The organism is Shinella sp. WSC3-e (genome assembly GCF_945994535.1).
GTDB lineage: Bacteria > Pseudomonadota > Alphaproteobacteria > Rhizobiales > Rhizobiaceae > Shinella > Shinella yambaruensis.
Genome location: NZ_OZ000530.1, coordinates 4,588,926 through 4,615,634, shown reverse-complemented (window position 1 = coordinate 4,615,634; position 26,709 = coordinate 4,588,926). Strand labels below are relative to the sequence as shown.

Annotated in this window: 29 protein-coding genes; 7 read left to right on the top strand and 22 right to left on the bottom strand. The window is 64.7% G+C overall.

Features of this window, described 5'->3' with window-relative positions:
• Window positions 1-47: 47 nt before the first annotated feature.
• Both flgF and AABF56_RS22670 read right to left on the bottom strand, forming a co-directional pair.
• Window positions 48-773: a flagellar basal-body rod protein FlgF gene (gene flgF / locus AABF56_RS22675; RefSeq protein ID WP_244767523.1), complete on the bottom strand. Its 726-nt coding sequence runs from the start codon at window positions 771-773 to the stop codon at window positions 48-50.
• A gap of 1 nt (window position 774) precedes the next feature.
• The gene (locus tag AABF56_RS22670) at window positions 775-1,554 is read right to left on the bottom strand and encodes a DUF1217 domain-containing protein (protein ID WP_272804406.1); all 780 of its coding nucleotides are present in this window, start codon (window positions 1,552-1,554) and stop codon (window positions 775-777) included.
• Window positions 1,555-1,726: 172 nt separating this feature from the next.
• Between AABF56_RS22670 and motA the strand changes: the two genes are divergently transcribed.
• The 6 genes from motA (at window position 1,727) to AABF56_RS22640 (ending at window position 6,901) form a co-directional block, all read left to right on the top strand.
• Window positions 1,727-2,599 (top strand): flagellar motor stator protein MotA, encoded by an 873-nt coding sequence (gene motA / locus AABF56_RS22665; RefSeq protein WP_244767521.1) that lies wholly within the window; start codon window positions 1,727-1,729, stop codon window positions 2,597-2,599.
• 3 nt (window positions 2,600-2,602) lie between these two features.
• Window positions 2,603-3,550 (top strand): FliM/FliN family flagellar motor switch protein, encoded by a 948-nt coding sequence (locus AABF56_RS22660; protein WP_398430150.1) that lies wholly within the window; start codon window positions 2,603-2,605, stop codon window positions 3,548-3,550.
• A gap of 62 nt (window positions 3,551-3,612) precedes the next feature.
• Window positions 3,613-4,191 (top strand): flagellar motor switch protein FliN, encoded by a 579-nt coding sequence (gene fliN / locus AABF56_RS22655; RefSeq protein WP_244767520.1) that lies wholly within the window; start codon window positions 3,613-3,615, stop codon window positions 4,189-4,191.
• 29 nt (window positions 4,192-4,220) lie between these two features.
• Complete coding sequence (fliG, locus tag AABF56_RS22650) at window positions 4,221-5,261, top strand: flagellar motor switch protein FliG (RefSeq protein ID WP_272804405.1); 1,041 nt, start codon at window positions 4,221-4,223, stop codon at window positions 5,259-5,261.
• A 57-nt stretch (window positions 5,262-5,318) separates the two neighbouring features.
• Window positions 5,319-6,452 carry a flagellar biosynthesis protein FlhB gene (gene flhB, locus AABF56_RS22645; protein ID WP_272804404.1) on the top strand — a complete coding sequence of 378 codons (1,134 nt, stop codon included), beginning with the start codon at window positions 5,319-5,321 and terminating at the stop codon, window positions 6,450-6,452.
• 5 nt (window positions 6,453-6,457) lie between these two features.
• Window positions 6,458-6,901, top strand: coding sequence for a hypothetical protein (locus AABF56_RS22640; protein ID WP_244767517.1), 444 nt, complete (start codon window positions 6,458-6,460; stop codon window positions 6,899-6,901).
• 150 nt (window positions 6,902-7,051) lie between these two features.
• Here the strand turns inward: AABF56_RS22640 and visR are convergent, their stop codons facing one another.
• Window positions 7,052-7,795: a transcriptional regulator VisR gene (gene visR, locus AABF56_RS22635; RefSeq protein ID WP_272804403.1), complete on the bottom strand. Its 744-nt coding sequence runs from the start codon at window positions 7,793-7,795 to the stop codon at window positions 7,052-7,054.
• Between visR and AABF56_RS22630 the strand changes: the two genes are divergently transcribed.
• Window positions 7,788-7,985, top strand: a complete 198-nt coding sequence (locus AABF56_RS22630; RefSeq protein ID WP_272804402.1) for a hypothetical protein — start codon at window positions 7,788-7,790, stop codon at window positions 7,983-7,985. The two genes, visR and AABF56_RS22630, sit on opposite strands and share 8 nt — an antisense overlap.
• On the opposite strand, the gene visN is transcribed toward AABF56_RS22630, so the two are convergent.
• From visN to rhaS, 19 genes are all read right to left on the bottom strand, one after another.
• Window positions 7,982-8,725, bottom strand: a complete 744-nt coding sequence (gene visN, locus AABF56_RS22625; RefSeq protein ID WP_244767514.1) for a transcriptional regulator VisN — start codon at window positions 8,723-8,725, stop codon at window positions 7,982-7,984. The genes AABF56_RS22630 and visN overlap by 4 nt on opposite strands.
• 307 nt (window positions 8,726-9,032) lie before the next feature.
• Window positions 9,033-9,218 (bottom strand): hypothetical protein, encoded by a 186-nt coding sequence (locus tag AABF56_RS22620; protein WP_272804401.1) that lies wholly within the window; start codon window positions 9,216-9,218, stop codon window positions 9,033-9,035.
• Window positions 9,219-9,291: 73 nt separating this feature from the next.
• Window positions 9,292-10,986 carry a flagellar basal-body MS-ring/collar protein FliF gene (gene fliF / locus AABF56_RS22615; protein ID WP_244767512.1) on the bottom strand — a complete coding sequence of 565 codons (1,695 nt, stop codon included), beginning with the start codon at window positions 10,984-10,986 and terminating at the stop codon, window positions 9,292-9,294.
• Between the two features lie 264 nt (window positions 10,987-11,250).
• A complete protein-coding gene (cheT, locus tag AABF56_RS22610; protein WP_244767511.1) occupies window positions 11,251-11,640 on the bottom strand; it encodes a chemotaxis protein CheT in 390 nt (129 codons plus the stop codon).
• Window positions 11,641-11,738: 98 nt separating this feature from the next.
• Entirely contained in the window at window positions 11,739-12,293 is a 555-nt protein-coding gene (cheD, locus tag AABF56_RS22605; protein WP_244767510.1) for a chemoreceptor glutamine deamidase CheD, read from the bottom strand.
• Entirely contained in the window at window positions 12,290-12,679 is a 390-nt protein-coding gene (locus tag AABF56_RS22600) for a response regulator (RefSeq protein WP_023514236.1), read from the bottom strand. The genes cheD and AABF56_RS22600 overlap by 4 nt, the downstream gene beginning before the upstream one ends.
• Entirely contained in the window at window positions 12,679-13,737 is a 1,059-nt protein-coding gene (cheB, locus tag AABF56_RS22595; protein WP_244767509.1) for a protein-glutamate O-methylesterase CheB, read from the bottom strand. Before cheB ends, AABF56_RS22600 begins: the two co-directional genes overlap by 1 nt.
• Window positions 13,734-14,639, bottom strand: a complete 906-nt coding sequence (cheR, locus tag AABF56_RS22590) for a protein-glutamate O-methyltransferase (RefSeq protein ID WP_244767508.1) — start codon at window positions 14,637-14,639, stop codon at window positions 13,734-13,736. Before cheR ends, cheB begins: the two co-directional genes overlap by 4 nt.
• A complete protein-coding gene (locus AABF56_RS22585; RefSeq protein ID WP_244767507.1) occupies window positions 14,636-15,103 on the bottom strand; it encodes a chemotaxis protein CheW in 468 nt (155 codons plus the stop codon). Before AABF56_RS22585 ends, cheR begins: the two co-directional genes overlap by 4 nt.
• Before the next feature lie 6 nt (window positions 15,104-15,109).
• Window positions 15,110-17,374 (bottom strand): chemotaxis protein CheA, encoded by a 2,265-nt coding sequence (locus AABF56_RS22580; protein ID WP_272804400.1) that lies wholly within the window; start codon window positions 17,372-17,374, stop codon window positions 15,110-15,112.
• Window positions 17,375-17,399: 25 nt separating this feature from the next.
• Entirely contained in the window at window positions 17,400-17,765 is a 366-nt protein-coding gene (gene cheY1, locus AABF56_RS22575) for a chemotaxis response regulator CheY1 (RefSeq protein WP_024270516.1), read from the bottom strand.
• The gene (locus AABF56_RS22570; protein WP_272804399.1) at window positions 17,762-18,061 is read right to left on the bottom strand and encodes an STAS domain-containing protein; all 300 of its coding nucleotides are present in this window, start codon (window positions 18,059-18,061) and stop codon (window positions 17,762-17,764) included. Before AABF56_RS22570 ends, cheY1 begins: the two co-directional genes overlap by 4 nt.
• A gap of 141 nt (window positions 18,062-18,202) precedes the next feature.
• On the bottom strand, window positions 18,203-19,804 hold the full coding sequence (locus tag AABF56_RS22565; RefSeq protein WP_272804398.1) for a globin-coupled sensor protein: 1,602 nt from the start codon (window positions 19,802-19,804) through the stop codon (window positions 18,203-18,205).
• A 514-nt stretch (window positions 19,805-20,318) separates the two neighbouring features.
• Complete coding sequence (locus tag AABF56_RS22560) at window positions 20,319-21,680, bottom strand: FGGY-family carbohydrate kinase (protein ID WP_272804397.1); 1,362 nt, start codon at window positions 21,678-21,680, stop codon at window positions 20,319-20,321.
• Between the two features lie 4 nt (window positions 21,681-21,684).
• A complete protein-coding gene (gene rhaM / locus AABF56_RS22555; protein WP_272804396.1) occupies window positions 21,685-21,999 on the bottom strand; it encodes an L-rhamnose mutarotase in 315 nt (104 codons plus the stop codon).
• 3 nt (window positions 22,000-22,002) lie between these two features.
• Complete coding sequence (locus AABF56_RS22550) at window positions 22,003-23,001, bottom strand: ABC transporter permease (RefSeq protein WP_272804395.1); 999 nt, start codon at window positions 22,999-23,001, stop codon at window positions 22,003-22,005.
• Complete coding sequence (locus AABF56_RS22545; RefSeq protein WP_272807400.1) at window positions 22,994-23,980, bottom strand: ABC transporter permease; 987 nt, start codon at window positions 23,978-23,980, stop codon at window positions 22,994-22,996. Before AABF56_RS22545 ends, AABF56_RS22550 begins: the two co-directional genes overlap by 8 nt.
• Window positions 23,977-25,473 carry a sugar ABC transporter ATP-binding protein gene (locus AABF56_RS22540; RefSeq protein ID WP_272807399.1) on the bottom strand — a complete coding sequence of 499 codons (1,497 nt, stop codon included), beginning with the start codon at window positions 25,471-25,473 and terminating at the stop codon, window positions 23,977-23,979. The genes AABF56_RS22545 and AABF56_RS22540 overlap by 4 nt, the downstream gene beginning before the upstream one ends.
• A gap of 219 nt (window positions 25,474-25,692) precedes the next feature.
• A complete protein-coding gene (gene rhaS / locus AABF56_RS22535; protein ID WP_244767500.1) occupies window positions 25,693-26,682 on the bottom strand; it encodes a rhamnose ABC transporter substrate-binding protein in 990 nt (329 codons plus the stop codon).
• Between the last annotated feature and the right edge of the window lie 27 nt (window positions 26,683-26,709).

The following is a 26,709-nucleotide window of genomic DNA, read 5'->3' as shown; positions in this document are numbered from 1 at the left end:
CTGCCCGTTTCGTTGCCCATGCCGCCCTGTGCCGAGGTCATGGGCGCTTACCGGTTTCCGCCGAAGGTGCGGATGGCTTCCTTCAGCGACTCCTCGCTGTCGCGCATCAGCGAAGCGACGCTCTCGAAGGCGCGCGTGACCTGGATCAGCTGCGTCATCTCGCTGATGGCGTTGACGTTGGATTCCTCGATGTAGCCCTGCACCACGCCCGCATCGACGCGGTCGACGACCGGCTCCGGCGGGACATTGGTGATGATGCCGCTGTTGCCGGCGCGCATGAAGCCGCCGGACAGATCGGCCTGGAACAGGCCGAGCGCGGCGACGGGCTGGCCGTTCTGGTTGAGCTGGCCGTCGGCGCTGAGCAGGATCGGACCGTTGGCGAGATCGAGCTGGATCGGCCCGCCGCCGGCGTCGAGCACGGGATAGCCGTTGAGGGAGACCAGCTCGCCGGCATCGGTCACCGTGAAGCGGCCGTCACGCGTCAGCGTCGGGCCGGACGGCGTCTCCACCTGGAACCAGGCGTCGCCCTTGATGGCGAAATCGAGCGTGCCGCCGGTCTCGGTCATGCCGCCGCTACGGGTGGACAGGAACTCGTTGCCCGGCGACACGAAGGCGACGTCGGCGACCTTCTGGTCGCTGACCACCTGGTTGAACTTCACCTCCGCGGCGCGGAAGCCGACGGTCGTCGAATTCGCGACGTTGTCGGCCAGCGTCGTCAGGCGGCGGTCGAGCGCAAGCTGGGACGAAAGCGATACATAAAGCCCGGTCTGCATGTCAGCGACCTCCGAGTTTCAGATTGTTGATGGAAATGAGCAGGTCCGTCGAAATGCCGGTGAGGCTCGACGGCTGGAAGACGGTCATCGGATCGTAGCTGCCGGACGGGTTCTCCAGCTCCCACATGGCGGTGAAGCGCTCGAGGAACTTGCCGACCTTCGAGGTATCCTTGAAGTCGTCGAGGTTGAGCACGTCCGCGTAGAATTCCGCCTGCCGGTCGATATCGGTGGCGGCAAATTCCGCGGGAAGCTGCAGCGCGGTGCGCACGACCTGCGCCAGCGCATCGTCGGCAATGATCGAATAGCCCGAGGTGATGGAGGGCGCCATGCGCTCGAAATAGAGCGCGAGGCGCACGCCGGTATTGTCCTCGCCGGCACTGACCTCCAGCGTCTGGCGGGTATATTTGTCGACGACGCCCTTCTGGGCGCGCTCGAAGGTGGTGGCGACCTCGCCGTGCCTGGCGAAGTTCAGCGATTCCGCCAGCTCCTTGTAGCGCGTATCGGAAAGCTGGTTGGCGAAGGCCGCCTTGTCATCCACGCCCTCGGTCAGCACCTTGCGCATGAAGGCCTTGGCATAGGCCATGTCCTCCAGGCCGTGCGCCTTCATCGCGTAGTTGTAGAGCCTGCTGTCGGCGAAGAAGTCGTCGATCGATTTCACGCTGCCGATCCTGGCGAGGTAGTATTCCGTCTCGCGCTTGACGTCCGGCTGCTCCGAAACGCGCTTCAGCGACGTCTGGAGGTCCGCGGTAATCAGCTTGTAGCTCGTATAGGTGGTCGTCACGATGGGCCGCCGATCAAGATTCGGGAGGGCATGAATGCCCGTTTTGAACCATAATCCTCGCGGCTTTTGCTTGCGCGAACCTGATCGATGAACCTGCCGTTAGGTACAGCTTCACGCAAGGCTGGAACCGTATTCCCGGAGCGGTCAGAATTGTGTCGGGACACCTGCGCTCATGAACATCGTTATCGGTCTAATCGTTACCTTCGGCTGCGTCCTTGGCGGCTACATGGCCATGGGCGGGCATCTGGAGGTGCTGAACCAGCCCTTCGAGCTGCTGATCATCGGCGGCGCCGGCATCGGCGGCTTCATCGTCGCCAACACGATGAAGGTGATCAAGGAGACCGGCAAGGCGCTGGGCGAGGCCTTCAAGCACAAGGTTCCGAAGGAGCGCCACTATCTCGATACGCTGGGCGTGCTCTACAGCCTGATGCGGGACCTGCGCACGAAATCGCGCAACGAGATCGAAGCGCATATCGACAATCCGGCCGAATCCGCGATCTTCCAGTCCGCCCCGACGGTGCTCGCCAACAAGGAGCTGACCGCCTTCATCTGCGACTATGTCCGTCTCATCATCATCGGCAATGCCCGCAGCCACGAGATCGAGGCGCTGATGGACGAGGAGATCCAGACGATCACGCGCGACAAGATGAAGCCCTACAACGCGCTCAACACCATGGGCGACGCCTTCCCGGCCATCGGCATCGTCGCGGCCGTTCTCGGGGTTATCAAGGCCATGGGCGCGATCAACGAGAGCCCGGAAATCCTCGGCGGCAAGATCGCCGCCGCCCTCGTCGGCACGCTCCTCGGCGTGTTCCTGTCCTATTCGATCGTCACGCCCATCACCACCAACATCAAGGTCGTGCGCGAGAAGCAGAACCGCCTCTACATCATCGTCAAGCAGACGCTGCTCGCCTACATGAACGGCTCCGTGCCGCAGGTGGCGCTGGAATACGGCCGCAAGACCATCTCCTCCTACGAACGCCCCTCCATCGACGCGGTGGAGCAGGAGATGATGAATCCCGGCGGCGGTTCGAAGGCGGCCTAAGAGATGAAGGAAGCCCGCGTGACCGAAGCCCCTTCCGCCATGGACCCGATCGTGCTCGCCCGCCTCACCGGCCGGCTCGGCGACCAGGCGACGATCTCCAGGCTCTGTGCCAGCCTTGGCGACGTCTTCGCCGAATTCCTGCCGGACATGCTGGAAAGCGAACTCGGCTTCGAGGTCGCGGTCTCCTATGCAGGCTTCTCGACCGGCAGATACGGCCCGCTGGTCGAAGGCCTCGGCGGCGCCATGGCCTGCTGCGATGCGTCGCTGCGCGACTGGTGCGACCGCTTCACGCTGATCTGCGACAGCCCGATGATCATCACGCTCGTCGAGAACATGCTCGGCGCCGTCAGCGATGCGATCGACGATCCGGAACCGCGCCCGCTCTCCAAGATCGAGCTCGACCTTGCCGCCATGATGTTCGACCGGATTTCCGGCGTGCTGAAGACCGCCGTCATGGGCGCCAACGGCTTCGAGCCGCTGCTTGGCCCGGCGCACAATGCGGAAACCCGCAAGGCGACCGAGGACGGCTCGGACGAGACCTTCGTCGCCATGGTCAACATGGCCGTCGGCATAGGCCCGGTGCTCTCCACTTTCCACGTCATCGTGCCGCAGGCCGTTCTCCTGAAATCGACCATCACCACGCCGAAACCCGCCAACGCGCCGAAGACCCGCGTCGAGTGGAGCGAGCAGCTCGGCGAGCAGGTCCGCCGCTCCAAGGTCTCCCTCGAGGCGCGCATCCGCCTGGAGGCGCAGACGCTCGACACGATCAGCCGCCTGCAGGCCGGCGACATCATTCCCTTCAACGAAGCGGGGGACGTGCGCGTGGAGGTGAACGCGAACGGCCGCAACCTCTATGTCTGCGAGTTCGGCCGCTCGGGTGCCCGCTACACGGTTCGCGTCAAGGATACGTACGGTTCGGAGGAGGACATCCTCCAGCACCTCATAGGATAGTTTAGGCATGATGCCTGCCTGGCGGCACGCCTCGGGCAAGTTTCGAATGGAATAGTGGTCTTATGGCACCGAAGAAAACACCCATCGCTGACGACATGACGTCTTCCCTCAATGCGGGCGACCAGGAACTGGAGCAGGCGATCGATGACCTGCGCGGCGTTCTTCAGAAGGATTCCTCCGGCAGCTTCGGCGCCGACCTGCCGGCGACCGTCGACAATGACCCGCTTGCCGCCTTCGGCGGCTCGGATTTCGGCGGCGGCGCGGCCACGACGGATTTCGGCGCCGGCGCCGGCTTCGGCGGGTCCGATTTCGGCGGCGGCGACTTCAGCGGCGGCAGCGACTTCAGCGCCGAACTCGGCGAAGCCCCGCGGCCCGGCAGCGCGCTCCAGTCCAACCTCGACCTCATCATGGACATCCCGATCGATCTGCAGATCGTCCTGGGCTCCTCGCAGATGCAGGTCTCCAGCCTCATGAACCTTTCCGAGGGCGCAACGATCGCGCTCGACCGCCGCATCGGCGAGCCCGTCGAGGTCATGGTCAACGGCCGCGTCATCGGCCGCGGCGAAATCACCGTCCTTGAAAACGACGACACCCGCTTCGGGGTCAAGCTCATCGAAGTGAAGAGTACACGCAAAGTCTGATACCGGTTGAGGTCTCAGGGGGATGATCCATGATGGATTTCGAAAATTTCGGTACCTCCACGGCGGTCGGCGCGCCGCTGACGCAGGTCGAGAAGGCGGCAGCCGTGCTCCTTGCCATGGGCAAGGGCGTTGCCGGCAAGCTCTTGAAGTATTTCACCCAGAGCGAGCTCCAGGCGATCATCGCCGCCGCGCAGAACCTCCGCGCCATCCCGCCGCATGAACTGATCGAGCTCGTCAACGAGTTCGAGGACCTCTTCACCGAGGGCGCGGGCCTGATGGACAACGCCAAGATGATGGAAGGCATTCTCGAAGAGGGCCTGACGCCGGACGAGGTGGACGGCCTGCTCGGCCGCCGCGCCGCCTTCCAGGCCTACGAGACGACGATCTGGGACCGTCTGCAGGACGCCGACCCGGTCTTCGTGGCAAGGTTCCTGCTCAACGAGCACCCGCAGACCATCGCCTATATCCTCTCCATGATGCCGTCGGCCTTCGGCGCCAAGGTGCTGCTGGAGATCCCGGACGACCACCGCGCCGACATCATCAACCGTACCGTCAACCTGAAGGATGCGAGCCCGAAGGCGACCGCGATCGTCGAGGCACGCGTCATCGAGATGATCAACGCGCTGGATGCCGAGCGCAATTCGCTCGGCTCCAACAAGGTCGCCGACCTCATGAACGAACTGGAGAAGTCGCAGGTCGACGAGATGCTCGCCTCGCTCGAAACGGTCTCCACCGAATCGGCCAAGAAGGTCCGCCCGAAGATCTTCCTCTTCGAGGACGTGCTCTACATGCCGCAGAGAAGCCGCGTGTCGCTGTTCAACGATGTCTCGGGCGACATCATCACGGCGGCGCTGCGCGGCGCCTCGATGGAGCTGCGCGAATCGGTTCTCTCGTCGATCGGCGCACGCCAGCGCCGCATGATCGAATCCGACCTTGCGGCCGGTGACCAGGGCGTCAATCCGCGCGAAGTGGCGATCGCCCGCCGCTCGATCACGCAGGAGGCCATCCGCCTGGCCGCGGCCGGGCAAATCCAGTTGAAGGAGAAGGCCGAGGAACGCGCGGCGGCCTGATCCAGCTTGACACGGTAACGCCACAGGCGGAGCGTATCTGCGGCCCGAATCTCCGGAATGGGGGTTCGGGCCGTTTGTTTTTGGCTGGCGCTGGCCGCCGGGGAGCGCGACGTGTCGGACGACGACAAGGACAGCAAGACAGAACTTCCGACCGAGAAGAAGATCCACGATGCGATGGAGAAGGGCAACACCCCCTTCTCGCGCGAAATCACCATCTTCGCCTCGACGCTCGCGATCTATCTCTTCCTCGTCTTCTTCATGCCGGGGGGCGTTTCCCGCATGAACGAGACGCTGCGCGATTTCTTCGAGCAGCCGGAGGCCTGGAACCTCAAGTCCGGCACCGACGTCATCGCCATCTTCCGCCATCTCGGCTGGGAGGCCGGCGCGCTGCTCCTGCCGATCCTCGCCATGATGATGCTCTTCGGCGTCGCCTCCTCGGTCCTGCAGAACCTGCCGAGCCCGGTGATGGAGCGGGTGCGCCCGCAGATCTCCCGCCTCAACCCGATGAAGGGCCTCGGGCGCCTCTTCGGCAAGCAGGGCCTCGTCGAGTTCGGCAAGTCGCTGATCAAGATCCTCATCGTGTCGCTGGTCGTGGCATTCGCCATGCGCGGCGACTACTTCGCCTCGCTCGACACGATGTTCTCCGAGCCGGCGGCGCTCATCTACATGATGAGCTCGGACGTCAACAAGGTCCTCCTGATCATCCTCTTCGCCACGGCGCTGATCGCCGGCATCGACTTTGCCTGGACGCGACATCACTGGTTCTCCGAGCTGATGATGACGAAGCAGGAGGTGAAGGAGGAGATGAAGCAGGCGCAGGGCGACCCGATCGTGAAGGCCCGCATGCGCTCGATCCAGCGCGACCGCGCCCGCCGCCGCATGATGACGGCCGTTCCGCGCGCAACGCTGGTCATCGCCAACCCGACCCACTTCGCCGTCGCGCTGCGCTATGTGCGCGAGGAGGGCGATGCGCCGGTCGTCGTCGCCAAGGGGCAGGACCTCGTCGCGCTGAAAATCCGCGAGATCGCCGAGGACAATGGCATACCCGTTTTCGAGGACCCGCCGCTCGCCCGCTCAATGTTTGCGCAAGTCTCGGTGGATAGTGTCATCCCGCCGGTGTTCTACAAAGCCGTGGCGGAGCTGATTCACCGGGTTTACGCAGCCTCGCCCCAGACCAGACGGGTAAACTAGATCCGATGAGAAAATGCACCTACTCCGCCGAGCGCGAGAAGATTGTTGCAGAAGCAATCTGCCCGGTCGCCACTGAGCTTCGTCTGCTCGATGCCGCCGATCTCGTCTCGTTGTTGCGTTTCGAGTGCTACGGCAACCTCGCCGACCTGGTCTCCTCGGCGGCCGAACTCTACTTCCTGCCCGGCACGGTCAATTTCGGCGCCGGCGGCGACTACCGTCTCGACTGGGACACGGAACCGGAAGTGACGCTCGACATGGAGTTGCGCCCGCAGGGCGTGACGGTCTATGCGAAGCTCCTGCTGCAGAAGGACAAGGCGGGTGTCGAAGTCACGCACGTCGCCTTCAACAATCCGTCCGCCGATCCCGACGACAACACGGATTTCCTGCGCAGGAGCCTTGCGGAAGCGAAGTATGTGAAGTCCGGACCGGAATCGCAGCACGCGCATTGAGCGTTCAGAATATTTCCGCTTTTCCTCGAATTGCGAAAACGCGCTTACCCCACCTTCTGCGTCATCCTCGGCCTTGAGCCGAGGATGACGCAGAAGGTGGGGTGAGTGGAAATTCATTGGCGGCTCCGGCCGCCTCATCTTACGCCCTTGTCAGGTAATATACCCGAGCCGGATGGCCTTGGCGATCGCCTGGATGCGGTTGACAGCGTCGAGCTTCGTCGTGGCCGTGCCGAGATAGGCGTTCACGGTGTGGACGGAAAGCCCCATCTGCTCGGCGATCACCTCGGAGATGCAACCGTCGCCGGCCATCTGGAGGCAGGCGATCTCACGCTCGCTGAGCGCTTCGGAGGGCGCCAGCTTGCGTTCCTCGCCGGCCAGCATGTCGATGAGCACCTGGCAGCCCTTCATGTGCATGTCGACGATGAGATCACTGGACGGGGCGATGAAGCTGCCGGTGAAGACGACATACCCATTGCCGTGCGCGCCGAGGCGGATGGGAAAGGCGATGCCCGACCAGGGCAGCAGCCGCGCGGGAAGGCGCATCGTGAAGGGTTCGGCCCCCGATTCGGCGAACTGGTTGTCACCCGCCCCCTCCCAGATCAGCGGCAGCATGGACGCCTCGAGGTGGGCCAGCATGGCGGCGCCGTAGGCTTCGAGCAGGGCGCGGGCATTGCCGTCGACGTCCTGCGCCCAGTTGTGCAGCGAAAGCGTCAGCTTGCGGGCTGCCGGCAGGCCGTGCCCGCTGAGGCGCAGCACCGCGAAATGCTCGGCGCCGATGACCGTCTGCATCACCTGCAGGCGGGACACGAAATCGGACGCCCGTGCTGCTTTCGGCGGCCGCGCGAGCCGGATTTCCGTCTCCAGGGCGGCAGGGGCTGAGAGCTGGATGTCCATGGCAGTTCTCCTGTCTGTTCGTCTTGCGCCGTTCCGGACGCTCGACCGCTCAAGCACTTTGCTGCAATTGCTCCGGCATGGTGTTTCTGCCGCATTGTCCGATGCCGAAGCAGCGCCGCTTCGACGGGCAATGCTCTATCTGTTTGTTTTTACGCAAAACCGCTCCGCACCTTTACTGGGATTGCTCTAGACGAGGCTGTTGCGCACGGCCCAGGCGATCGCCTCCGACCGCGTCTTCGTCGCGGTCTTGCGCATCACGCTGGTGATGTAGTTGTTGATCGTGTTGCGCGAGATGCCGAGGATGACGGCGATCTCGTCGCTCGTCTTTCCTTCGGCGATCCAGTAGAGGCACTCGATCTCGCGCTCTGTCAGGTCCATTTCCCGGTCCTGCCGCAGGATCGCGCCCTGGCAGCAGACGCTGGCGAAATAGCCGGTCATGACGCCCACGTCCCGCAGCTTGCTCTGCGAGAGGATGAAGTGCTCCGGAAAGAGCAACAGCAGCGACATGCGCACCCGGCCGACATGGAAGGCAATGACGCAATATTCGCGGCTGACGCCCTTCGGCATGGGGATGCCGTCATCGAGATGATTGAAGCAGGGCTTCAGCAGGCCAAGGCACTTGTCGATCTCGCTCATCCGGGACTGGCTGGCAACGACGGCGCCGGCGATGCTGCGCACCATGTCGAAGGGCCAGTCCGAGGCGACGACGGTTTCCATCCCCGCTTCGGGCGAGACGTCGTGGCGGACGAGGAGATAATGGGAGGCGCTGACATAATCGGTCAGCGCCCTCAGGCCGCTGGAGAGGCCGGCGCGATCCGCACAGCGTCCCAGGTGTTGAACCAGAAGTTCACGCGCACTCTTACGCTCACCCGCCTCGGCGGAGAATCCATAGGATTCCCAGGCCGCGACATCCGACCGGATCGTTTCCATGATAGCCCCCTGTTCCGATTCCGAACGGCGGTCCATGCCTCCTTCCCGCCAAGCGTTCGGAACCGTCCGAACCCTTCCCGGTCAGGCCGCATCGGCAAGAATCACCAAGCGAATCAGTAACTAAAGTGTACATCGGCTATCGCTAAAAACCACCGCCATCTTCTCGGGATTTACTTTTGCCGGCTTCTGTGAGTCGGCCTGTGCAGGGTGATTTGCTTGCCGGCCGCCGACGCGAAACGACAGGTTAAGTCATTGTTAACCATGAGTTATTGCCGCCTTGGGGTCGGTGCGGCCGCAAAAGACACTGCTAATTCGTGGAAAAATTGTGAACCTTGGCCGCCTCACTCAACCGCAGCGGCGATAAAATTTTTTCACCGATCACGGGCCCGTGAACGCGCGCACCGGCAGCCGGGATGCGAATACGACGAAATTGCTTCAAACGGGCCGAACGAGCGTTGCCGAAAAGCGACAGGCAGAAGTCAAAAACGGACATCGCATTTTTTCCGCGCAAACGAAAACGCGGCCGGTTCCGGCCGCGTCGCTGACTTTCTTCGGGTGTTGCGCGGTCAGGCGGCTTCCTTTTCGGCCGACCATTTGCGCAGGATCTTCGCAGCGCGTTCCTCGCTGATCTCGACCATGCGGCCAAGGCGACGTTCCGGGCCTTCCTTGACGCGGCGGTTGAAGCCACCCTCGCCATCGTCGCCCGCATTGAGCAGGTCGTCCGTGCTGTCGAAGCCGAAATCCGCGCCGAAGCCGTCCATGAGGGTGGCACCGGGGCCGCCGACGCCGGCGGCAGGCGAGAAGTCGGGCAGTTCGAGACCTGCCATGTCGCTTTCGAGTGCGTTGGCGGAGGCTCCGCCGCCGGTGACCGAGCGAACCGCCGGGCGAAGGCCGAACCAGACCACCACGAAGGCGACGCCGAGGAAGGCGAGGGCATTGATGATGCCGCCGAGATTGCGCGTCAGCACCTCCATCACGCCCGGACCTGCCACCGCCTCGTCGAGAAGCTGGTGGTCGAGGAATTCCATCGCGGTGATGGTGGCGACGTCGCCACGCTCGCTGTTGAGGCCGGCGGCGGACGAGACGATCTTCTGCATCTCGGCGATATAGGCGTCGACCTTTGCCTGGTCCGCCGGTTCGCCGACCATGGCCGCCACACGGGCGCGGTTGACCACGACGGCGACCGACAGCTTCTCCACCGTGTAGCTGTTGCGCATGGTGGCGACGGTCTTGCTGTTGATCTCGTAGTTGGTCTGCTCTTCCTTCTTGTCGGCCTCGTCGCTCGACTGCGGCCCGTTGGCCTGGCCTTCCGGGCCGCCCTGCGGAATGTTCTGCTCGACGGTCGCCGCCTTGTTGTCGGCCTGCTGCTGCGACTTCTGGCTTTCACGCGTCACGCGGATCGAGCGCTCGACGCGCGATTCCGGATCGTAGACCGTCTCCTGGATCTGCTGGGTATCCATGTTGAGCGCGGCGGTGACACTGGCGCGGAAATTCTCCATGCCGAGAAAGGGCGCGAGCGCCTTTTCGATATTGCGCTCCACTTCGCCCTGGACGGTCTGCACCGCCGTCAGCGAGCGGTTGATCGCGCCGTTCTCGGCATCATCGCCGGAAGCAAGCAGCTGGCCGGCGGAATCGAGGATCGTGACGCCATCGACCTCGAGGCCGGGAACGGAGGCGGCGACGAGGTGGCGGATCGCGGCGGCCGATTCACGGCCGGCCTGCGCGCTCGCGCGAATCATGACGGAAGCGGTCGGCACCTGTTCGGCTTTGCGGAAATTGCCGCGTTCCGGCATGACGATATGCACGCGGGCGGCAGCGATGCCGCTGATCTGCTGGATGGTGCGGGCGATCTCGCCCTCGAGCGCCCGGACGCGCGTCACCTCCTGCATGAAGGAGGTAAGGCCGAGCGAGCCGACCTTGTCGAAAAGTTCGTAGCCCGAATTCGCACTGCTCGGCAGGCCGCGCTCGGCGAGATAGAGCCGCGCCTTGCCGGTCTGGCCGACCGGGACCTCGATGCTCGATCCGTCCGTGCCGGTGTTGAAATCGATGCTGGCCTCGGCCAGCGCCAGGCTGATCTGGTTCACGTCGGTCTTCTCCAGACCGACATAGAGCGTCTCGTAAGCGGGTTTGTTGACCATGATCCCTGCGGCAAGCACGAGACCGATCGAAACGACGGCGGCGCCGGCCAGCATCGCGAGTTTCGCCTGCCCCAGCGAAGCCAGGTTCTTGTAGACTTTCGTCAACTGTTCCAACAGATTCATTCTGTTCCCGTACGGACTAGTCGCCTGGACTCCGGCCTACCATGCCGGCGCGATCAGACGCATTTTCAATCTCGTGGAACGGGACCGGCACATTTCCGCACGCGCCGACCTGCCCCATGGAATACGCGGATCTGACTGATCCGGGCTGGAGACTAGACCGTGAAACTTGCGCGAGCATTTCGTTGCCGCGCGCGCGGCAAAAGCGGCAACGAAAGACGGCGCCGGGAAGGCGCCGCCGAACAGGTTGATTACACTTGGAATTTCCTAAAAGGCCTCGAAATCGCCGGCTGCCTTGCCGAGCGGCTGGGAGTGGCCATGGCGCATCCCGTTGCCCAGCGCCTTCTGCATGTCCGCGAGTTTCACCAGATTGAGCGCCGTCGTGACATCGACGATCCAGTTGTCGGGAATGCTTGCGGTGATGGTGTCGATGAACTCGGCGAGCCCTCGCGTCTTCTGCACGGCAAGATCGATGCCCTGGAGCACCATCATGCGTTCGGCGGCATCCAGCACGGCATCGCCGTGAACGCCGGCAAGCTGCGGTTCGATGCGCTCGATCAGATAGGCGACATCGTGCAGTTCGGACACGATCCGCATCAGGACATCCGGAAGGGCTTCCTCCATGGCAGTGGCTGCACTCAGATACTCGGCTTGCATGGGTTACCCTCTTCCCCGTACGGGGCCGGCGGACCCGATGTCGCAACCGGCAACGTACATACGCTTTTACTTCTGCTTCCTTGCGGCGCAACGCCCGCTCAGAAGAATTCGATCGAGCTTTCGACGGGCTTGGCGGCGGGTGCGGGCCGCTGTTCCAGCGCCACCGTCTTCTGCGTCTCGACGCCCGTCAGCGCATATTGCCGGGCCCGCCCGCTCGACGGCCAGTATTCCAGCTTGCGGCCATGCTCGCCGCCGGTGCTCTCGCCGACGACCTTGATGCCTTCGTCCATCAGGAACTGCCGCGCGAAGCGCGCGTTCTGCTCGCCGACATTGGAGAAGCGCGCGATCGTCCTGGCACCGCCGAAGATCTTCGCCTCCAGCCGGTCGCGCCGCGCGCCCTGCTTCAGGAGGCCGTTGATCAGAAGCTCCATCAGATGCACGCCGTAGCGCGTGGCGTCGCCGCCCGAGGCCATGGCCTCGGCCGAGCCCGGCAGCAGGAAGTGGTTCATGCCGCCGACGCCAATGACCGGGTCGCGCATGCAGGCGGCCACGCACGAGCCGAGAATGGTGGTGAGCACCACGCTCGGATCGTTGAAGACCTTGTATTCGCCCTGAATGACATGGACGCGGCGCGCCCCGGCGTCTGAGATCATTTCAATGCCCCGAACACGGCTTCGATGGCCGCCTTCATCTTCTCGATGGTGAACGGCTTGGCGAGAACGTTGTTCGCGCCCAGCGCCGCCGCCTTCTGCACCAGCGCGCGGTCGCCCTGCGCCGTCAGGATGATGAAGGCCGCCTTCTTGGTGGTGGGGTTGGACCGCACCGCCTGGAGGAACTCGATGCCGTCCATCTTCGGCATGTTGAAGTCGGAGATGACGAGGTGGTGCGGCTGCTGGGACATGATGGCCATGCCCTGCGCGCCGTCGCCGGCCGCCGTGATCTGCTTGAAGCCGAGCTGCTGCAGGGCATCGCCCAGCAAGAGGCGGCTCGTCACCTGATCGTCGACGATGAGGACTTTGATTTTTTCAGCGATAGACATTATTCGCTCCCTTCTCTACGGGCCGCAGTGATTTTCAAGATTTCCTCCCCGATGGAGGAGAGCGGAAACTGGTGTTCTACGGCGCCAAGCTCGAAAGCCACTCTCGGCATTCCATATACGACGCAGGTTTTCTCGTTCTGACCGATGGTCCGCGCCCCTGCGTGACGCATTTTCAACAGGCCGCTCGCCCCGTCCCGCCCCATGCCGGTGAGGATGACGCCGACGGCGTTCCGGCCGGCAAGCTCGGCCACCGAATCGAACAGCACATCCACCGACGGGCGATGGCCGTTGACCGGATCCCGCTCGACCAGCCGGCAGCAGGGTGCATGCGGGTTGGATATCTGAAGATGGCGTTCGCCGCCGGGGGCCAGGTAGATCTTGCCGATCTCGAGCCGCGCGCCGTCCGTCGCCTCCTGCACCACAGGGGCGCAGAGCCGGTTCAGCCGGTCGGCGAAGCTCTTGGTGAAGGTTGGCGGCATGTGCTGCGTGATGACCGTCGGCGGGCAGTTGACCGGGAATTTCTGCAGGACCGCGATCAGCGCCTCCACGCCCCCCGTCGAGGCGCCGATGGCGATAACCCGGCGGCCGGGCCTGTAGGTGGCGGCCGGGTTGACGTTGGCCGCGGTCGGCGCCAGCGGCGGCACGTCCGTGCGGACCTGGCGGCGCTGCGATCTGGCGGCGGCCTTCACTTTTTCCGCGAGGTCGCCAAACGGGCGGGCGTCGCCCGGCTGCGGTTTTCCGACGCAATCGAAGGCGCCGATCTCCAGCGCCATCAGCGAGGCTTCCGCGCCGCGATGCGTCAGCGTCGAGACCATGATGACCGGCATCGGCCTCAGCTTCATGATCTTGTCGAGGAATTCGAGCCCGTTCATGTTCGGCATCTCGATATCCAGCGTCACGACGTCGGGATTGAGCTGCTTGATCGCATTGCGGGCTTCCATGGCGTCGCCGGCCTGCCCGATGACATTGACGTCCGGGTCGGCGTTGAGCACGGCCGTGATCAGGCCGCGCATGGTCGGCGAATCATCGACGACGAGTACGCGCGCGGGTGCCATCATGCGCTCCTCCTGTGCTTGCCGGTGTAGCGGTAGGTTGTGATGCCGATATTGTCGAACTGGTTCTTCGCCTCGCCCGAGACGCGCTCGGAATGGCCGATATAGAGGTGGCCGTTGTCGCCCAGCATGCCGGCGAAGCGCGACCAGATCTTCATCTGCGTCGGCTCGTCGAAATAGATGACGACGTTGCGGCAGAAGATGACGTCGAACGGCCCCTTGAACGGCCATTGCGCCATCAGGTTCAGTTCGTTGAAGGTGATGAGCCGTTTCACCCGGTCGTCGATCTGCCATTTCTGCCGCCCGCCCGCATCCGTCTCCCGGAAGAACTGCTTGCGCATGGCGGGGCTGACCGTTTCGAGCGCATTGGCGTCGTAGGCGCCGGCGCGGGCGACGGCGAGGATCTTCGGGTCGATGTCGGTCGCGAGAATCCGGAAGTCGTAGTCGGCGACGTTCGGCATCAGCGAGAGCACGGTAAGCGCGATCGAATAGGGCTCCTGGCCATCCGAACAGGCGGCCGACCAGATGCGCACGCGGCCGCCGTTGCGGGCGCGGGCGAGAAGCTCCGGCAGGACCTCGTTCTTCAGGTGCTCGAAATGATGGTTCTCGCGGAAGAAACGCGTGAAGTTCGTCGTCAGGTGCGACAGCATTTCCTTGCGCGCCGACGCGCCGGCCGGCGAGGAGACCAGCGCGCAATATTCCTTGAAGCCCTTCAGGCCGAGCTGGCGAATGTGCTTCGACAGGCGCGAATAGACCAGCGAGGCCTTGGTCTCGTTGAGGTAGATGCCGGCATCCGCATAGATCATCGCCGCAATCTCGGAGAGATCCTTGCGCGTCAGCGGATATTCGCCGCTCGCCAGGCACTCGTCGGGCGGCTGCCGCGTGTCGATGGCCGAAGAATAGGTCATGCGGCTTCGCTTTCGGTATGCGGGAACAGGGAATCGAGCTCGATGAGGCAGATCATGCGCCCCTCGATGGCGAGGATGCCGCGGGCATAGGCTTTCTCGGTCTCGTTGGCGATGTCCGGGGTCGGCTGGATGTTTTCATTCGTCACGGTCAGGATGTCGGAGACCGCATCCACCAGCAGGCCCACCACCTTCGGCCCGACCTGGGCGACGATGATGACATGGCGCACGGTCGGTTCGGCCGGTTTCATGCCGAGGCGCAGCGACAGGTCGACGATCGGCAGCACGGCGCCGCGCAGGTTGATGACGCCAAGCACATAGGGCGGCGCGTGCGGCATCGACGTCGCCGGGGTCCATCCACGGATCTCCCGGACCGACATGATGTTCACACAGAACTCCTGCTCGCCGATCCTGAAGGCGATCAGTTCGCGTCCGTGCGTGAGATTCTTTACCGCATACGTCGTCATGGCTTCTCAACCGGTGGCAGCAAGCGAGATGTCTTGTTTCAGGGACTGGCCGCGCGAAGCGGCGACCACCGCATCGACGTCCAGGATGAGGGCGACGCGGCCATCGCCGAGAATGGTCGCGGCGGCGATGCCGGGCACGTGGGTATAGTTCGCTTCCAGGCTCTTGATGACGACCTGGCGCTGGCCCTGGATGGCATCGACCATGAGGGCGCGCTGGCCGCCGCCTTCCGATTCGACGAGCAGCGCGACGCCCTCGATCGGATTGGCCTGGGTGGCGCGGAAGTTGAGGATCCGGCCGACATCCACCAGCGGGCAGAAGGAGTTGCGGATCGAGATGAGCCGCTGCGAGGCGCCGAAGGAATGGATGGCCGAGGCTTCCGGCTGCAGCGTCTCGACGATGGCCGTCAGCGGCACGACGAGCGTCTGGCCGGCGACCGTGACCACCATGCCATCGAGCACGGCTAGTGTGAGCGGCAGGCTCATGGTGAAGACGGAGCCCTGCCCCGGCTTCGAGGAGATCGAGATGCGGCCGCCGAGCGCCTGGATGGAGCGCTTGACGACGTCCATGCCGACGCCGCGGCCGGACAGGTCCGACACCTTGTCGGCGGTGGAGAAGCCGGCGTGGAAGATCAGGTTGTCGATTTCCTCGTCCGACAGGTTCGCGTCCGCCGCGATGAGGTCGTTGTCGATCGCCTTCTGGCGCACCTTCTCGCGGTTGATGCCGGCGCCGTCGTCGGCCAGCTCGATGACGATGCGGCCCGAGCGGTGCTTCGCCGTGAGGCGGACCGTGCCTTCCGGGTTCTTGCCGAGGGCTTCGCGCTTCTCCGGCATTTCCAGGCCGTGGTCGACCGCGTTGCGGATCATGTGCGTCAGCGGCTCGGCGAGCTTGTCGATGACGGTCTTGTCGACTTCGGTGTTCTCGCCTTCCGTGATGAGGCGGACCGACTTGCCGGTGATGTCGGCGATTTCGCGGACGGTGCGGGCCATGCGCTGGAAGACCGGCTTCACCGGCTGCGCACGGATCGCCATCACCGAATCCTGGATCTCGCGGGTGAGCTGCTGCAACTCCTCCAGGCCCATATTGATGGAGGACGTGCCGTTATTGTCGTTCTCGACGACGCTCTGCGAAAGCATCGCCTGGTTGATGACGAGCTCGCCGACGAGGTTGATCAGGCGATCGACGCGATCGAGATCGACGCGGATCGTCTGGCCGGCGGCGGCGGCCTGGTTGGCCTGGGCGGCATTGGCGGCGGCCTTGGCGTTCTCGGCGGCGCGGCTGGCGACTTGGGAAACCTTGGCGGCGGTTTCGGCGGCAGCGACGGCAGCGGCGGCATCGCTTTCAACGACTGCCGGCTCGTCTTCCCCACCGGCGGCGGAACCGCTTTCGTCGAGCATCGACAGGTCGAACGGCACGGGCTGCATCGGCAGTTCCTCGTCGTCCGTCACTTCGCCGACGACGTCCTCCTCGATGGTGCGGATGTCGAGATCGCAATCCCACTCGGCGAATTCGAAGACGGAGCGTACGCCGTCCTCGCCCTTGTCGGTGGTGACCGAGATCTTCCAGGAGAAATATGCTTCCTCCGGGTCCATCTTGTCCAGCGGCGGCAGGCTGTCCATGTCGCAATAGACGCTCATCTCGCCGAGACGCGAGACGTCGCGCAGGAGGAGCACCGCCTCGTTGCCCTTGGCGTAGAGATCCTTCTTCGGCTTGAAGTCGACCTGGACGGTAGGCACGTAGTGGCCGGCCGGCTCCTCGTCGAAATCGCCGAAGGAGAAGGGGATCGGCTGGAAGCCTTCATCGTTGACCGGCGGCTTTTCGATCACCGGCGCCGGCGCGGCCGCCTTGGGGGCGGGCTTTGGCGCGGGCGCCTCGGCGGCGGCCGGCACCTCGCCGTGGGCGAGTGCTTCCAGCTCGCGGATGAGGGTGCGGCTGCGGGCCTCGTCGACGCTGCCGCCGTCGCGCGCCGCATTGGTCAGGTCCGCCAGAACGTCAGCGGATTTCAGCATGACCTTGAGGACGTCCTGGGTGGGCTCCAGCTTGTTGGATCGAACGCAATCCAGTGTCGTCTCGAACACATGGGCGAAGGAGACGAGATCGTCGAGGCCGAAGGCACCGGCACCGCCCTTGATCGAGTGCACGGCGCGGAACACGGCATTGACCGTTTCCGGGTCGCGATCACCGTCGTTCAGCTTCAAGAGACCGGATTCCAGTTCGGCGAGCTGCTCCTCGCACTCCTGGAAGAAGATCTCCTTGATTTCGTTCATATCCATCGGGAGTAATCCTGGACTAGTGATTTTAGGCGGTTACGCGCTCGATTGCATCGATCAGCTTGGTCGGATCGAAAGGCTTGACGATCCAGCCCGTCGCGCCGGCCTGGCGGGCGCGGTTCTTCTTCTCCGCGTCGCTTTCGGTCGTCAGCACGAGGATCGGGATCGCCCGGTACTTCTCGTTGCGGCGCACGCCCTCGATGAAGCCGAAACCGTCGAGGCGCGGCATGTTGATGTCGGTGACGATGACGTCCGGGTTGGCGTTTTCGAGGACTTCCAGCCCTTCCACGCCGTCTTCGGCCTGGATGGTCTCGAAACCCGCATTGTTGAGCGTGACCAGAAGCATGTTCCGGATGGTCCGGGAATCATCCACGGTCAGGACCTTTTTCTTCATTGCCTAGCCTCCTGTGCCAGCAAGTGATCAATATTCACACCGATAAGTTGCATTGTCTTCATGAAAGGATCGGAAACCTTGCCGAAGGTGAAGGGCTGCTTGTCCTCTTCCCAGCTCCTGGCACCGGCCATCAGCACCTGGGCGCAGAGCGCGCCGACCCGTTCGACCGCCGAGGCGTCGATGACAAGCGGGTTGCCCTTGAGACCCATGAGCTGCTTGTGCAGGACCGTCGCCTCGTTGAGATCGAGAACGGGGGCAAGGCTTAAATTTTTCTGAGCGGCTTTCTTGCTCGCCATTACCGTGTTCCTTGTTTGAAACCGTGTCTGCGTCTGTCCAAAATCGCCGTCCCGCCCGTCGGAGCGGCAGGCGGATGGCTTCCTTCCGAAAGCCGGCTGCGGGCCGTCGAAAACCAGTGCCGTGGCCGTCTTGCCGCCATCTCAGCCTCCAAAGCCGGCGGCGCGGGCCGTCAGGAAATCGAGGGGAGAAGCCTGGGGTTCGGTGCGTTCGGGGGCCGCACGTGCTTCCGCCGGCGCGGGCCGTGCCGGGCGGCGCAGGTCGCGCTGCGCGGAAACATGGAATTCCCGGATCGTGCGGCCGAGTTCGAGGATGACGGTATGGAGGTCGCCGCCCGCCTCGCCGACACGAGCGGCATCCGCCGCGTCCGCTTCGAGCGCACGGCCGGTGCGGCCGATATCGGCCGTCACGCCGTCGAGCCCTTCCGCGTCGACCGCGCTTTCATGCGCAATGCCGGTGATCGCCTCGTTGATGCCCTCGACCTGGCGCACGATGTTGCCGATCGCGTCCTGGGTGCGGTGGACGTGCTCGACACCGGCCTCGACCTGCGCCTTGGTGCTCGTCACGAGCTGCTTGATCTCACGTGCCGCATCCGCCGAACGCTGGGCGAGCGCGCGCACTTCCTGCGCGACGACCGCAAAGCCGCGGCCGCTGTCGCCGGCGCGGGCGGCCTCGATGCCGGCGTTGAGGGCCAGCAGATTGGTCTGGAAGGCGATCTCGTCGATCACTCCGATGATCTGGCCGATCTTTTCCGCCGAAGCCTCGATATCCGCCATGGCCGACATCGCTTCGCCGACGATGTTGCCCGAGAGCGCGACCGAGGCCTGCGTGGAGGCGGCGGCGGACTGCGCCTTGCGCGTCTCGCCGAGCGTCTGGCGTACGCGCTCGACGATCGCGCCGAGCGCATTGGCCGTCTCGATCAGGTTCGCCGACTGCTCGGCCGAGCGGGCCGACAGCGCGCCGGCGCCGGAGGCGAGCGTGCCGACGAGGCGGTCGCCTTCGCGCGCGCGGTCCGCGGCCGCGGTGAGGCGGGACTGGATCTCGTCGAGCGCGCTGTTCAGCGTCTCGGCCATGTCACGCCAGGCCTCCGGCATCTCGCCGGAAACGCGGGCAGAGAAATCGAGCTGTGCCAGGCTGCGGATCGTCTCGCCGAAGACGCGGTCGAGCTCGGCGCGGTCTTCCCGCCGCTGCTCGCCGAGCGCCCGGTGGTGGGCGTGGCGCAATTCGTTGAAGCGCAGCGAAACGCCGATCTCGGCGTCCACCATCGCCGTGCGCAGGAAGGCGGAGATGAGGTCGGTCAGTTCCTGCCGGCGAGCCTTGCCCGCGCCGGGCAGGAGGGATTTCGGCCAATATTCCTCGATGAGGCCGCTGACGACCGTCTCGACGACGACCGAATGGCCGGCGATGCGCCAGCGCGGGTCGAGGCCCATCTGGCTTTCGCTGTCGGCGAGCACCTTCACCCGCTCCGCATAGAGCCCGTCGAACCGCGCGTCGGTCAGGACGCTCCAATGGGAGCTCTGGAGGTCGTGCAGGCGGTCGATCTGGCGCTCGCTCTGGAAATGGCGGGCGGCATCCGGAAAGGTCTGGAAACGCTGGAAAAGATCGCGCAGCGCCGTCTCGACATGCCGTTCGAGCGTCTGGCGGTGGCGGCGGAGCACCTCGCCCTGGGCAGCGTCCATGCCGGCAAAGCGCAAACGGTCGCGCAGGCTGGCCGCCTGTCCCGTTCGAGCCTGTTCTGCCGGCATTTCCTGCACCCGTATGCTCCCAAACCATGATGCCCGGCCGCCTTTCGGGCGGCCGCCGAATTCTCGCATGGAGAGAAGCTGGCGGCCCAAGCCGCGCTCGCGAGGCGGCGCGCGGCGCCACCCGTCGATCCATGATCAAATTCTGTGAAACTCGAATACCGGCTCGGATCCGGTACGGCGGTTCGGCATCATGCCTGGGTGAGAAACGGCGAATTTCCCATTCCGACGTGTAGTCCAATGTTTATGGTTAATTCCTTGCCTGAAGGTTAATGGTTCACGGCTTGCTTGTGGTATCGCTAAAATTAAAGCGATCCGACGTGGCGTCAGCCTCGCGCAAGCTCGCGCGCGCAGGATGCGACCGTTGACTGACAATGATGTCAGGAGGAACAGGCAATGATTGTTCTGGCACTGGGCGCGACGATGATCGCAGCAGCGACGCTCGCCGCCATCTACCTACTTCTCGACATCGATGCGGAGCGCACCCCGGCCAAGGCCCGGGTGTTCTGAGCGACCTTCAGCCATCGGCCGCAAGCCTTCGCCAGCGCGCCGCGTAATCCGCCGCGCCCTCGGGAAGGTCGCCGTCCACCGAAACCAGCGCCGGCTCCGGTGCCCTTCCGGCAGCAAGGCAGGCGGCGCCGATGCTCGTGCCGGTCGCGCTGCCGCCGGCGAGCACCGCACGTCCCGTCGCGACCTTAAGCATCATCAGGAAGGCCCGGTTGGCGGCGAACGGGCCCTCGACGATGACGGGTCCGTCCGCGCCGATCAGGTCGAGGCAGGTCGCCGTCATCAGGGCGAGGTGGAAGGCGATGACGGCCTGCGCCGCCTCTTCGCTCAGTTCCTCGCGCGGCACGGTCCAGGTCGCCCTGCGGCCGGGGAACGGACCGGACTCCTGCGGCAGCGACGGCAACAGCATGGCGCCGCGCCGAAACACTTCCCCGACGGCAGAGGCCGGCAGGTCGCCGGACCGGCCGCCGAGCGTGGAAAAGGCACGGCCGCCCATGAAGCGTGCAGACGGCACCGGCTCGCCGAGCGCGTTGACGTTGACCAGCGTGTCCCGTGCCTCGTCCAGCAGGATGGGCCGTGCGCCCATCGCCATCACCACGACCCAGGTGCCGGTAGACACGACGGCATAGGGCGCGGCGCGCGTCAACACATAGGGGAGCAGCGACGCGTTGGAATCGTGAATGCCGCAATGGACCGGCACATCCGGCCGCAGGCCCGTCGCCGCCGCGATGTCCGGCCGGACCGGGCCGAGCACGTCGCCGGCCTTGCGCACCGGAGGCATCAGCCTCGTCCAGCCCTCTTTTTCGACCAGGCTGGAGAAGCGGCCGTTGCGCGGTTCCCAGAGATCGGCATGACAGCCGAGCGACGTCACCTCGCTGGCGGCGACGCCGGTGAGGCGGAAGGACCAGTATTGCGCGTACATCAGCAGCCAGCGAACCTTGCCGAACGCATCCGGAAACGTCTTCGACTGCCAGTAGACTTGCAGGCCCGCATTGAGCCCGACGGGCAGGACGGGCGTGCCGCTGCCTTCGAAACGCGGCCGGATGGTCCCGTACGCCTCCGCCAGCGCCTGCGGGCCGTCATGCTCATAGTCGAGCACCGGCAGGACGAGATCGCCGTCTTCGCCGACCAGGGCAGCCGTGGCCCCGTGCGTGGTGACGGAGATGGCGTCGACCGGGCGCTCCCGGCTGAGCGCGGCGAGGCTTTCCAGAATGAAGGACCAGAGTTTCTCCGTGTCGAAATGCGGATAGGGCGCGGCGTTCGCCACGCCGTTCGGCATGGTGCGGGCGGCGACCTCGCGAAAATCCCCGCCATCGACGAGCACGACCTTGGCGTTCGTCTTGCCGATATCGATGACGGCGATGGTTTTCATCGGCTCATTCCATATGGAAGACGGTGAGGAGCGGCACGGCAACGGGCTCGTTGTCCGGCTTCGTCTCCATGATATCGGCCATATGGGCCCACCAGCGCTGCATGACGGGATGGTTCGGCAGGTCCGCCATCGTGTGGTCCTCCCGCCGCCGGAGCACGCCGAAGAGCAGGTTCGTCTCCTCGTCGAGGTGGATGGAATAGTCCGAGACGCCGGCCTCCCTCAGAAGCGCCGAGAGTTCCGGCCAGATCGCATCGTGCCGCGCCTCGTATTCGGCCGCCATGCCGGGGTTCAGCCGCATGCGGAAGGCGTATTTCTCCATGGCTCAACGGCTCCCGCGGAAGCGCCGGTAGAGGATCGGCAGGGCGATGACGCAGATCAAGAGCAGGCCGATGAAGATCGACATGACGATGCCAGGCACGTTCAGGAGGCCGAAGCCGAAGGTGACCATGCCCATGATGAGCGCGGCGAGCACCACGCCGGGGATGGTGCCCGAGCCGCCGAGGATGTTGACGCCGCCGAGCACGACCATCGTCACCACCTCCAGCTCCCAGCCGAGCGCGATGGAGGGGCGTGTCGAGCCGAGGCGTGCGGTGAGGCAGATCGAGGCGACCGCCGCCATCAGGCCGGTCAGGAGGAAGAGCACGAACTTCACCCGGCCGACGCGGACACCGGAGAAGAGCGCGGCGGTCTGGTTGTTGCCGATGGCATAGACGGCGCGGCCGAAATTCGTCTTGTGGAGGACGACGCCGTAGATGATGGCCAACGCCAGGAACAGGCAGAATTCAAAGGAGAACACCCACCAGACATAGCCCTGCCCGAACCAGGAGAAACTGGCCGGATAGCCGGTAAACGCCTGGTCGCCGAGGATGACGAAGGAGAGGCCGCGGAAAAGGCTCATCGTGCCGATGGTGACGACGATGGACGGCAGGCCGAGGCCGGTGACGAGCAGGCCGTTGAAGGCGCCGCAGAGAAGGCCCGTCGCAAGGCCGATCGCCACAAGCGCTGGCGTATCGAGGCCGAGTTGCACCGCATAGCCCATCACCGTGGAGGTGAGCGCGATGACCGAGGCGACGGAAAGGTCGATCTCGCCGGAGATGATGACCAGCGCCATGGCGAAGGCGATCATCGCCTTTTCGGTGAAATTGAAGGTGGCGTCGGACAGGTTCCACGGATCGAGGAAATAGGGCGAGGCGAAGGAATTGACGAGGAAGATCGCCAGCGCCACGGCGACGAGCAGCGTCTCCCAGCTCTTCACCAAGCGCGCGCCGCGCCCTTCCAGCCGGTCGGGAATATGGCGCGCAACCATCTGGGTCTCAGCCATGGGCCGCCTCCGCTTTCCTGAGGATCACCCGGCCCTTGCGCTTTTCGGCTCTGGCATTCACGGCGACGGCGATGATGATGACCGTGCCGGAAATCGCCATCTGGGCGAAGGGCGAGATGTTGACGACCGGCAGCGCATTCTTGATGACGCCCAGGAACAGCGCGCCGAGCACTGCCCCGCCGACCGAGCCGATGCCGCCGGCGATCGACACGCCGCCGATGACGCAGGCCGCGATGATGTCGAGCTCGAAGCCGGCCGCGATATCGACATAGGCGACCGCATAGCGCGAGACCCAGAGATAGCCGGAAAGGCCGGCGAGCGTGCCGGACAGGCAATAGGCGAGGAAACGCGTGCGGCCGACATCGATGCCCGTATAGACGGCGGCGTGCGGATTGCCGCCGACAGCGAAGAAGGCGCGGCCGGGCGGCGTCAGGCGCATCACCACCACCATCAGTGCGATGATGACCAGCGACAGCCAGGAGAGCAGCGGGAAGCCGAGGAACGCGGTGCGCGGCAGCGCCTTGAAAGCATCGCTCATCTGGTGCGCATTGATCCACGCGCCGCCGGAGAGAAGGAAGATCAGGCCGCGATAGATAGTGAGCGTGCCGAGCGTGACGACGATCGGCGGGATGTCGAGCTTCCAGACGAGGAGGCCGTTGATCGAGCCGAGCACGGCTCCGAGCGTCATCGCGACGAGGATGATCAGCGGGATCGGCAGGCCGGGCATGGCGGCGTTCAGCATAGCCGCGACCATGCCGGAAAGCGCGAGGTTCGCGGCCATGGAGAGGTCGATGCAGCGCGTCAGGATGACGGCCATCTGGCCGAGCGCCAGGATGATCAGGATCGACGTGTCATTATAGACATTGGCGAGGTTGCGCGGCGTCACGAAAGGCGGGAAGCGCAGGGCGATCAGTGCCACCAGCAGGGCGATCGCCACGACCAGCAGCATTTCGCGGTTCTTCAGCAGGACCTTCATCAGGCAGCCTCCTCGATGCCGGCGGCGGCGCGCACCAGCTTTTCCGCCGTCAGCTCCGCCCGCTCGAAACGGCCGGCGATGCGGCCTTCGCGCATGACGATGACCCGATCGGCCATGCCCATGATCTCGGGGATTTCCGAAGACACCATGATGACGCTGAGGCCCGAGGCGGCAAGCTCGCTCATGAAGGCGTGCACCGCGGCCTTGGAGCCGATGTCGATACCCTTGGTCGGCTCGTCGAGGATGATGACCTTCGGCCGTGTGGCCAGCCACTTGGCGATCACCACCTTCTGCTGGTTACCGCCCGAAAGCGTGCCGACATCCTGGTCGAGCGAGGCGGCGCGCAGATCGAGGCGCGACGTATAGTCCCGCGCAAGCGCGAATTCCTCCGCCATGCGCAGGAAACCGGCGCGCGAGGTGCGCGAGAGCGAGGGCAGCGTGACGTTCTGGAAGATCGGCAGGCCGATGATCGCGCCCTGCCTACCGCGCTCCTCCGGCACATAGACGATGCCGGCCGTAATCGCCTCGGCCGGCGAGCGGATGACCTTGATCTCGCCATGCAGCTTTATCGCGCCGGCCGATGGTTTCGTGATGCCGATCAGCGATTGCATGAATTCCGAGCGCCCCGCGCCGACGAGGCCGTAGAAGCCGAGAATCTCGCCGCGGCGTAGCTCGAAATGGATGTCCTCGAATTCCGTCGGGTGGCGATAGCCGGAGACGGTGAGAACAGGCTCGCCGATGGCGACATCCTGCTTCGGGAAAACCTGGCCGACATCGCGGCCGACCATGAGGCGCACGAGATCGTCCTGCGTCGTCTCAGAAATCAGCCCCTCGCCTACCATGCGCCCGTCGCGGAAGACGGTGTAGCGGTCGGCGATGCGGAAAATCTCGTCGAACTTGTGGGAGATGAAGAGGATCGCCTTGCCGTCCGCCTTCAGCCGGTCGACCAGCTCGTAAAGCTCGTGGATTTCCTTGTGCGACAAAGCCGCCGTCGGCTCGTCCATGATGACGACGCGGGCGTCGATGGAAAGGGCGCGGGCGATGGCGACGAGGTGCTTGCTGGCGATGCCGAGGTCGCGCAGGCGGATCGACGGGTCGAGATCGGCCCCGACGCGGGCGAGCAGCGCTCGGGCGTCGGCGTTCATTCGTCGCCAGTCGATGAGGCCGAGACGGGTGCGCGGGGCGTGGCCGAGAAAGATGTTCTCGGCAACGGACAGTTCGTCGAAGAGCACGGTTTCCTGATGGATCGCGGTGACGCCGGCTTTCGCCGCCGCGTTGGCGGTGGGGAAATGGGTCTCCGCACCGTCGACGCGGATGCTGCCCTCGTCCGGCTGGTAGATGCCGGTGAGGATCTTCACCAGCGTCGACTTGCCGGCCCCGTTCTCGCCGACCAGCGCCGTCACAGAGCCCGGATAGAGCGCGAGCGAAACCTCGCTGAGCGCGCGCACGCCGGGGAAGGTTTTCGAGATCCCTTCGAGTGCGATGGCGGGCTTCATCCGCGATGTGGTCGTGTCCTGCAGCAAGTCGTCGTCCACCGGTTGGGTTTCATGCTCGATAGCGGGCAATGCGGGCGGAGCTGCCCCTCACCCTGGCCCTCTCCCCGCAAGCGGGGAGAGGGGATAGAGGCGCCGCAGCACGTTTCCTTCTCCCCGCTTGCGGGGAGAAGGTGGCCGGCGGGCCGGATGAGGGGCTTCGTTCCGCTCAGCAACGCCAGATCAGAAGATCTTGGCGAATTCCTCGACGTTCGAGGCATCGTAGACGAACGGGTCGGCCATCGCGCCCTCATTGTTGTCGTCGAGCTTGACCGTGCCCATGCGGCCCATCTTCAGCTCCGCGCCGGGCTTGGCTTCCGCACCGCCGATCAGGTCATAGGCGATCATCGTCGCCGAATAGCCAAGATCGATCGGGTTCCAGATCGCGAAGGATTTGGACGCGCCCGACTTCACATGGCCGGCCATCTCCGAGGGAAGGCCGAGGCCCGTCACATTGATCTGGCCGATCTTGCCGGCATCGGTGACGGCCTGCGCGGCGGCGACGATGCCGACGGAGGTCGGCGCGATGATCGCCTTCAGGTTCGGATGCGACTGGATGAGGCCCTGCGTCTCGCGATAGGACTTGTCGGCAAGGTCGTCGCCATAGACGGTAGCGACCACGTTGATGCCCTTGTAGTTGGGCAGCACCTTGTTCATCTCCGCGATCCAGGTGTTCTGGTTCGTCGAGGTGGCGGTCGCCGAGAGCACGGCGACGTCCCCGCCTTCGGGCAGGTTATCGGCGGCGAGCTTGATGATCATGTTGCCGATCAGCGGGTTCGACGACGGGTTGAGATGCATCGAACGGCCCTCGGGCGCGACGCCCGAATCCCACGAGATCACCTTGATGCCGCGGTCCATCGCCTTCTTCAGGGCCGGCACCAGTGCATTGGTGTCGTTCGCCGAGACGGCGATGGCATCGACCTTCTGGGCGATCAGCGAGTTGATCACCTCGATCTGGCCTTCGGCGGTCGTCGTCGTCGGGCCGGTATAGATGACCTCGACGTCGCCGAGTTCCTTGGCGGCCTCCTGCGCGCCCTTGTTGGCGGCCTCGAAGAAGCCGATGCCGAGCGCCTTGACGACGAGGGCGATCTTCTTGGTTTCCGCCTGCGCGGTGTTGGCGATCAGCGCGACCGAAACGGCCGCCGTCACAAGCAATGTCTTCAGGATTTTCACGACGTCTCCTCCCAGTGAAATCCATCG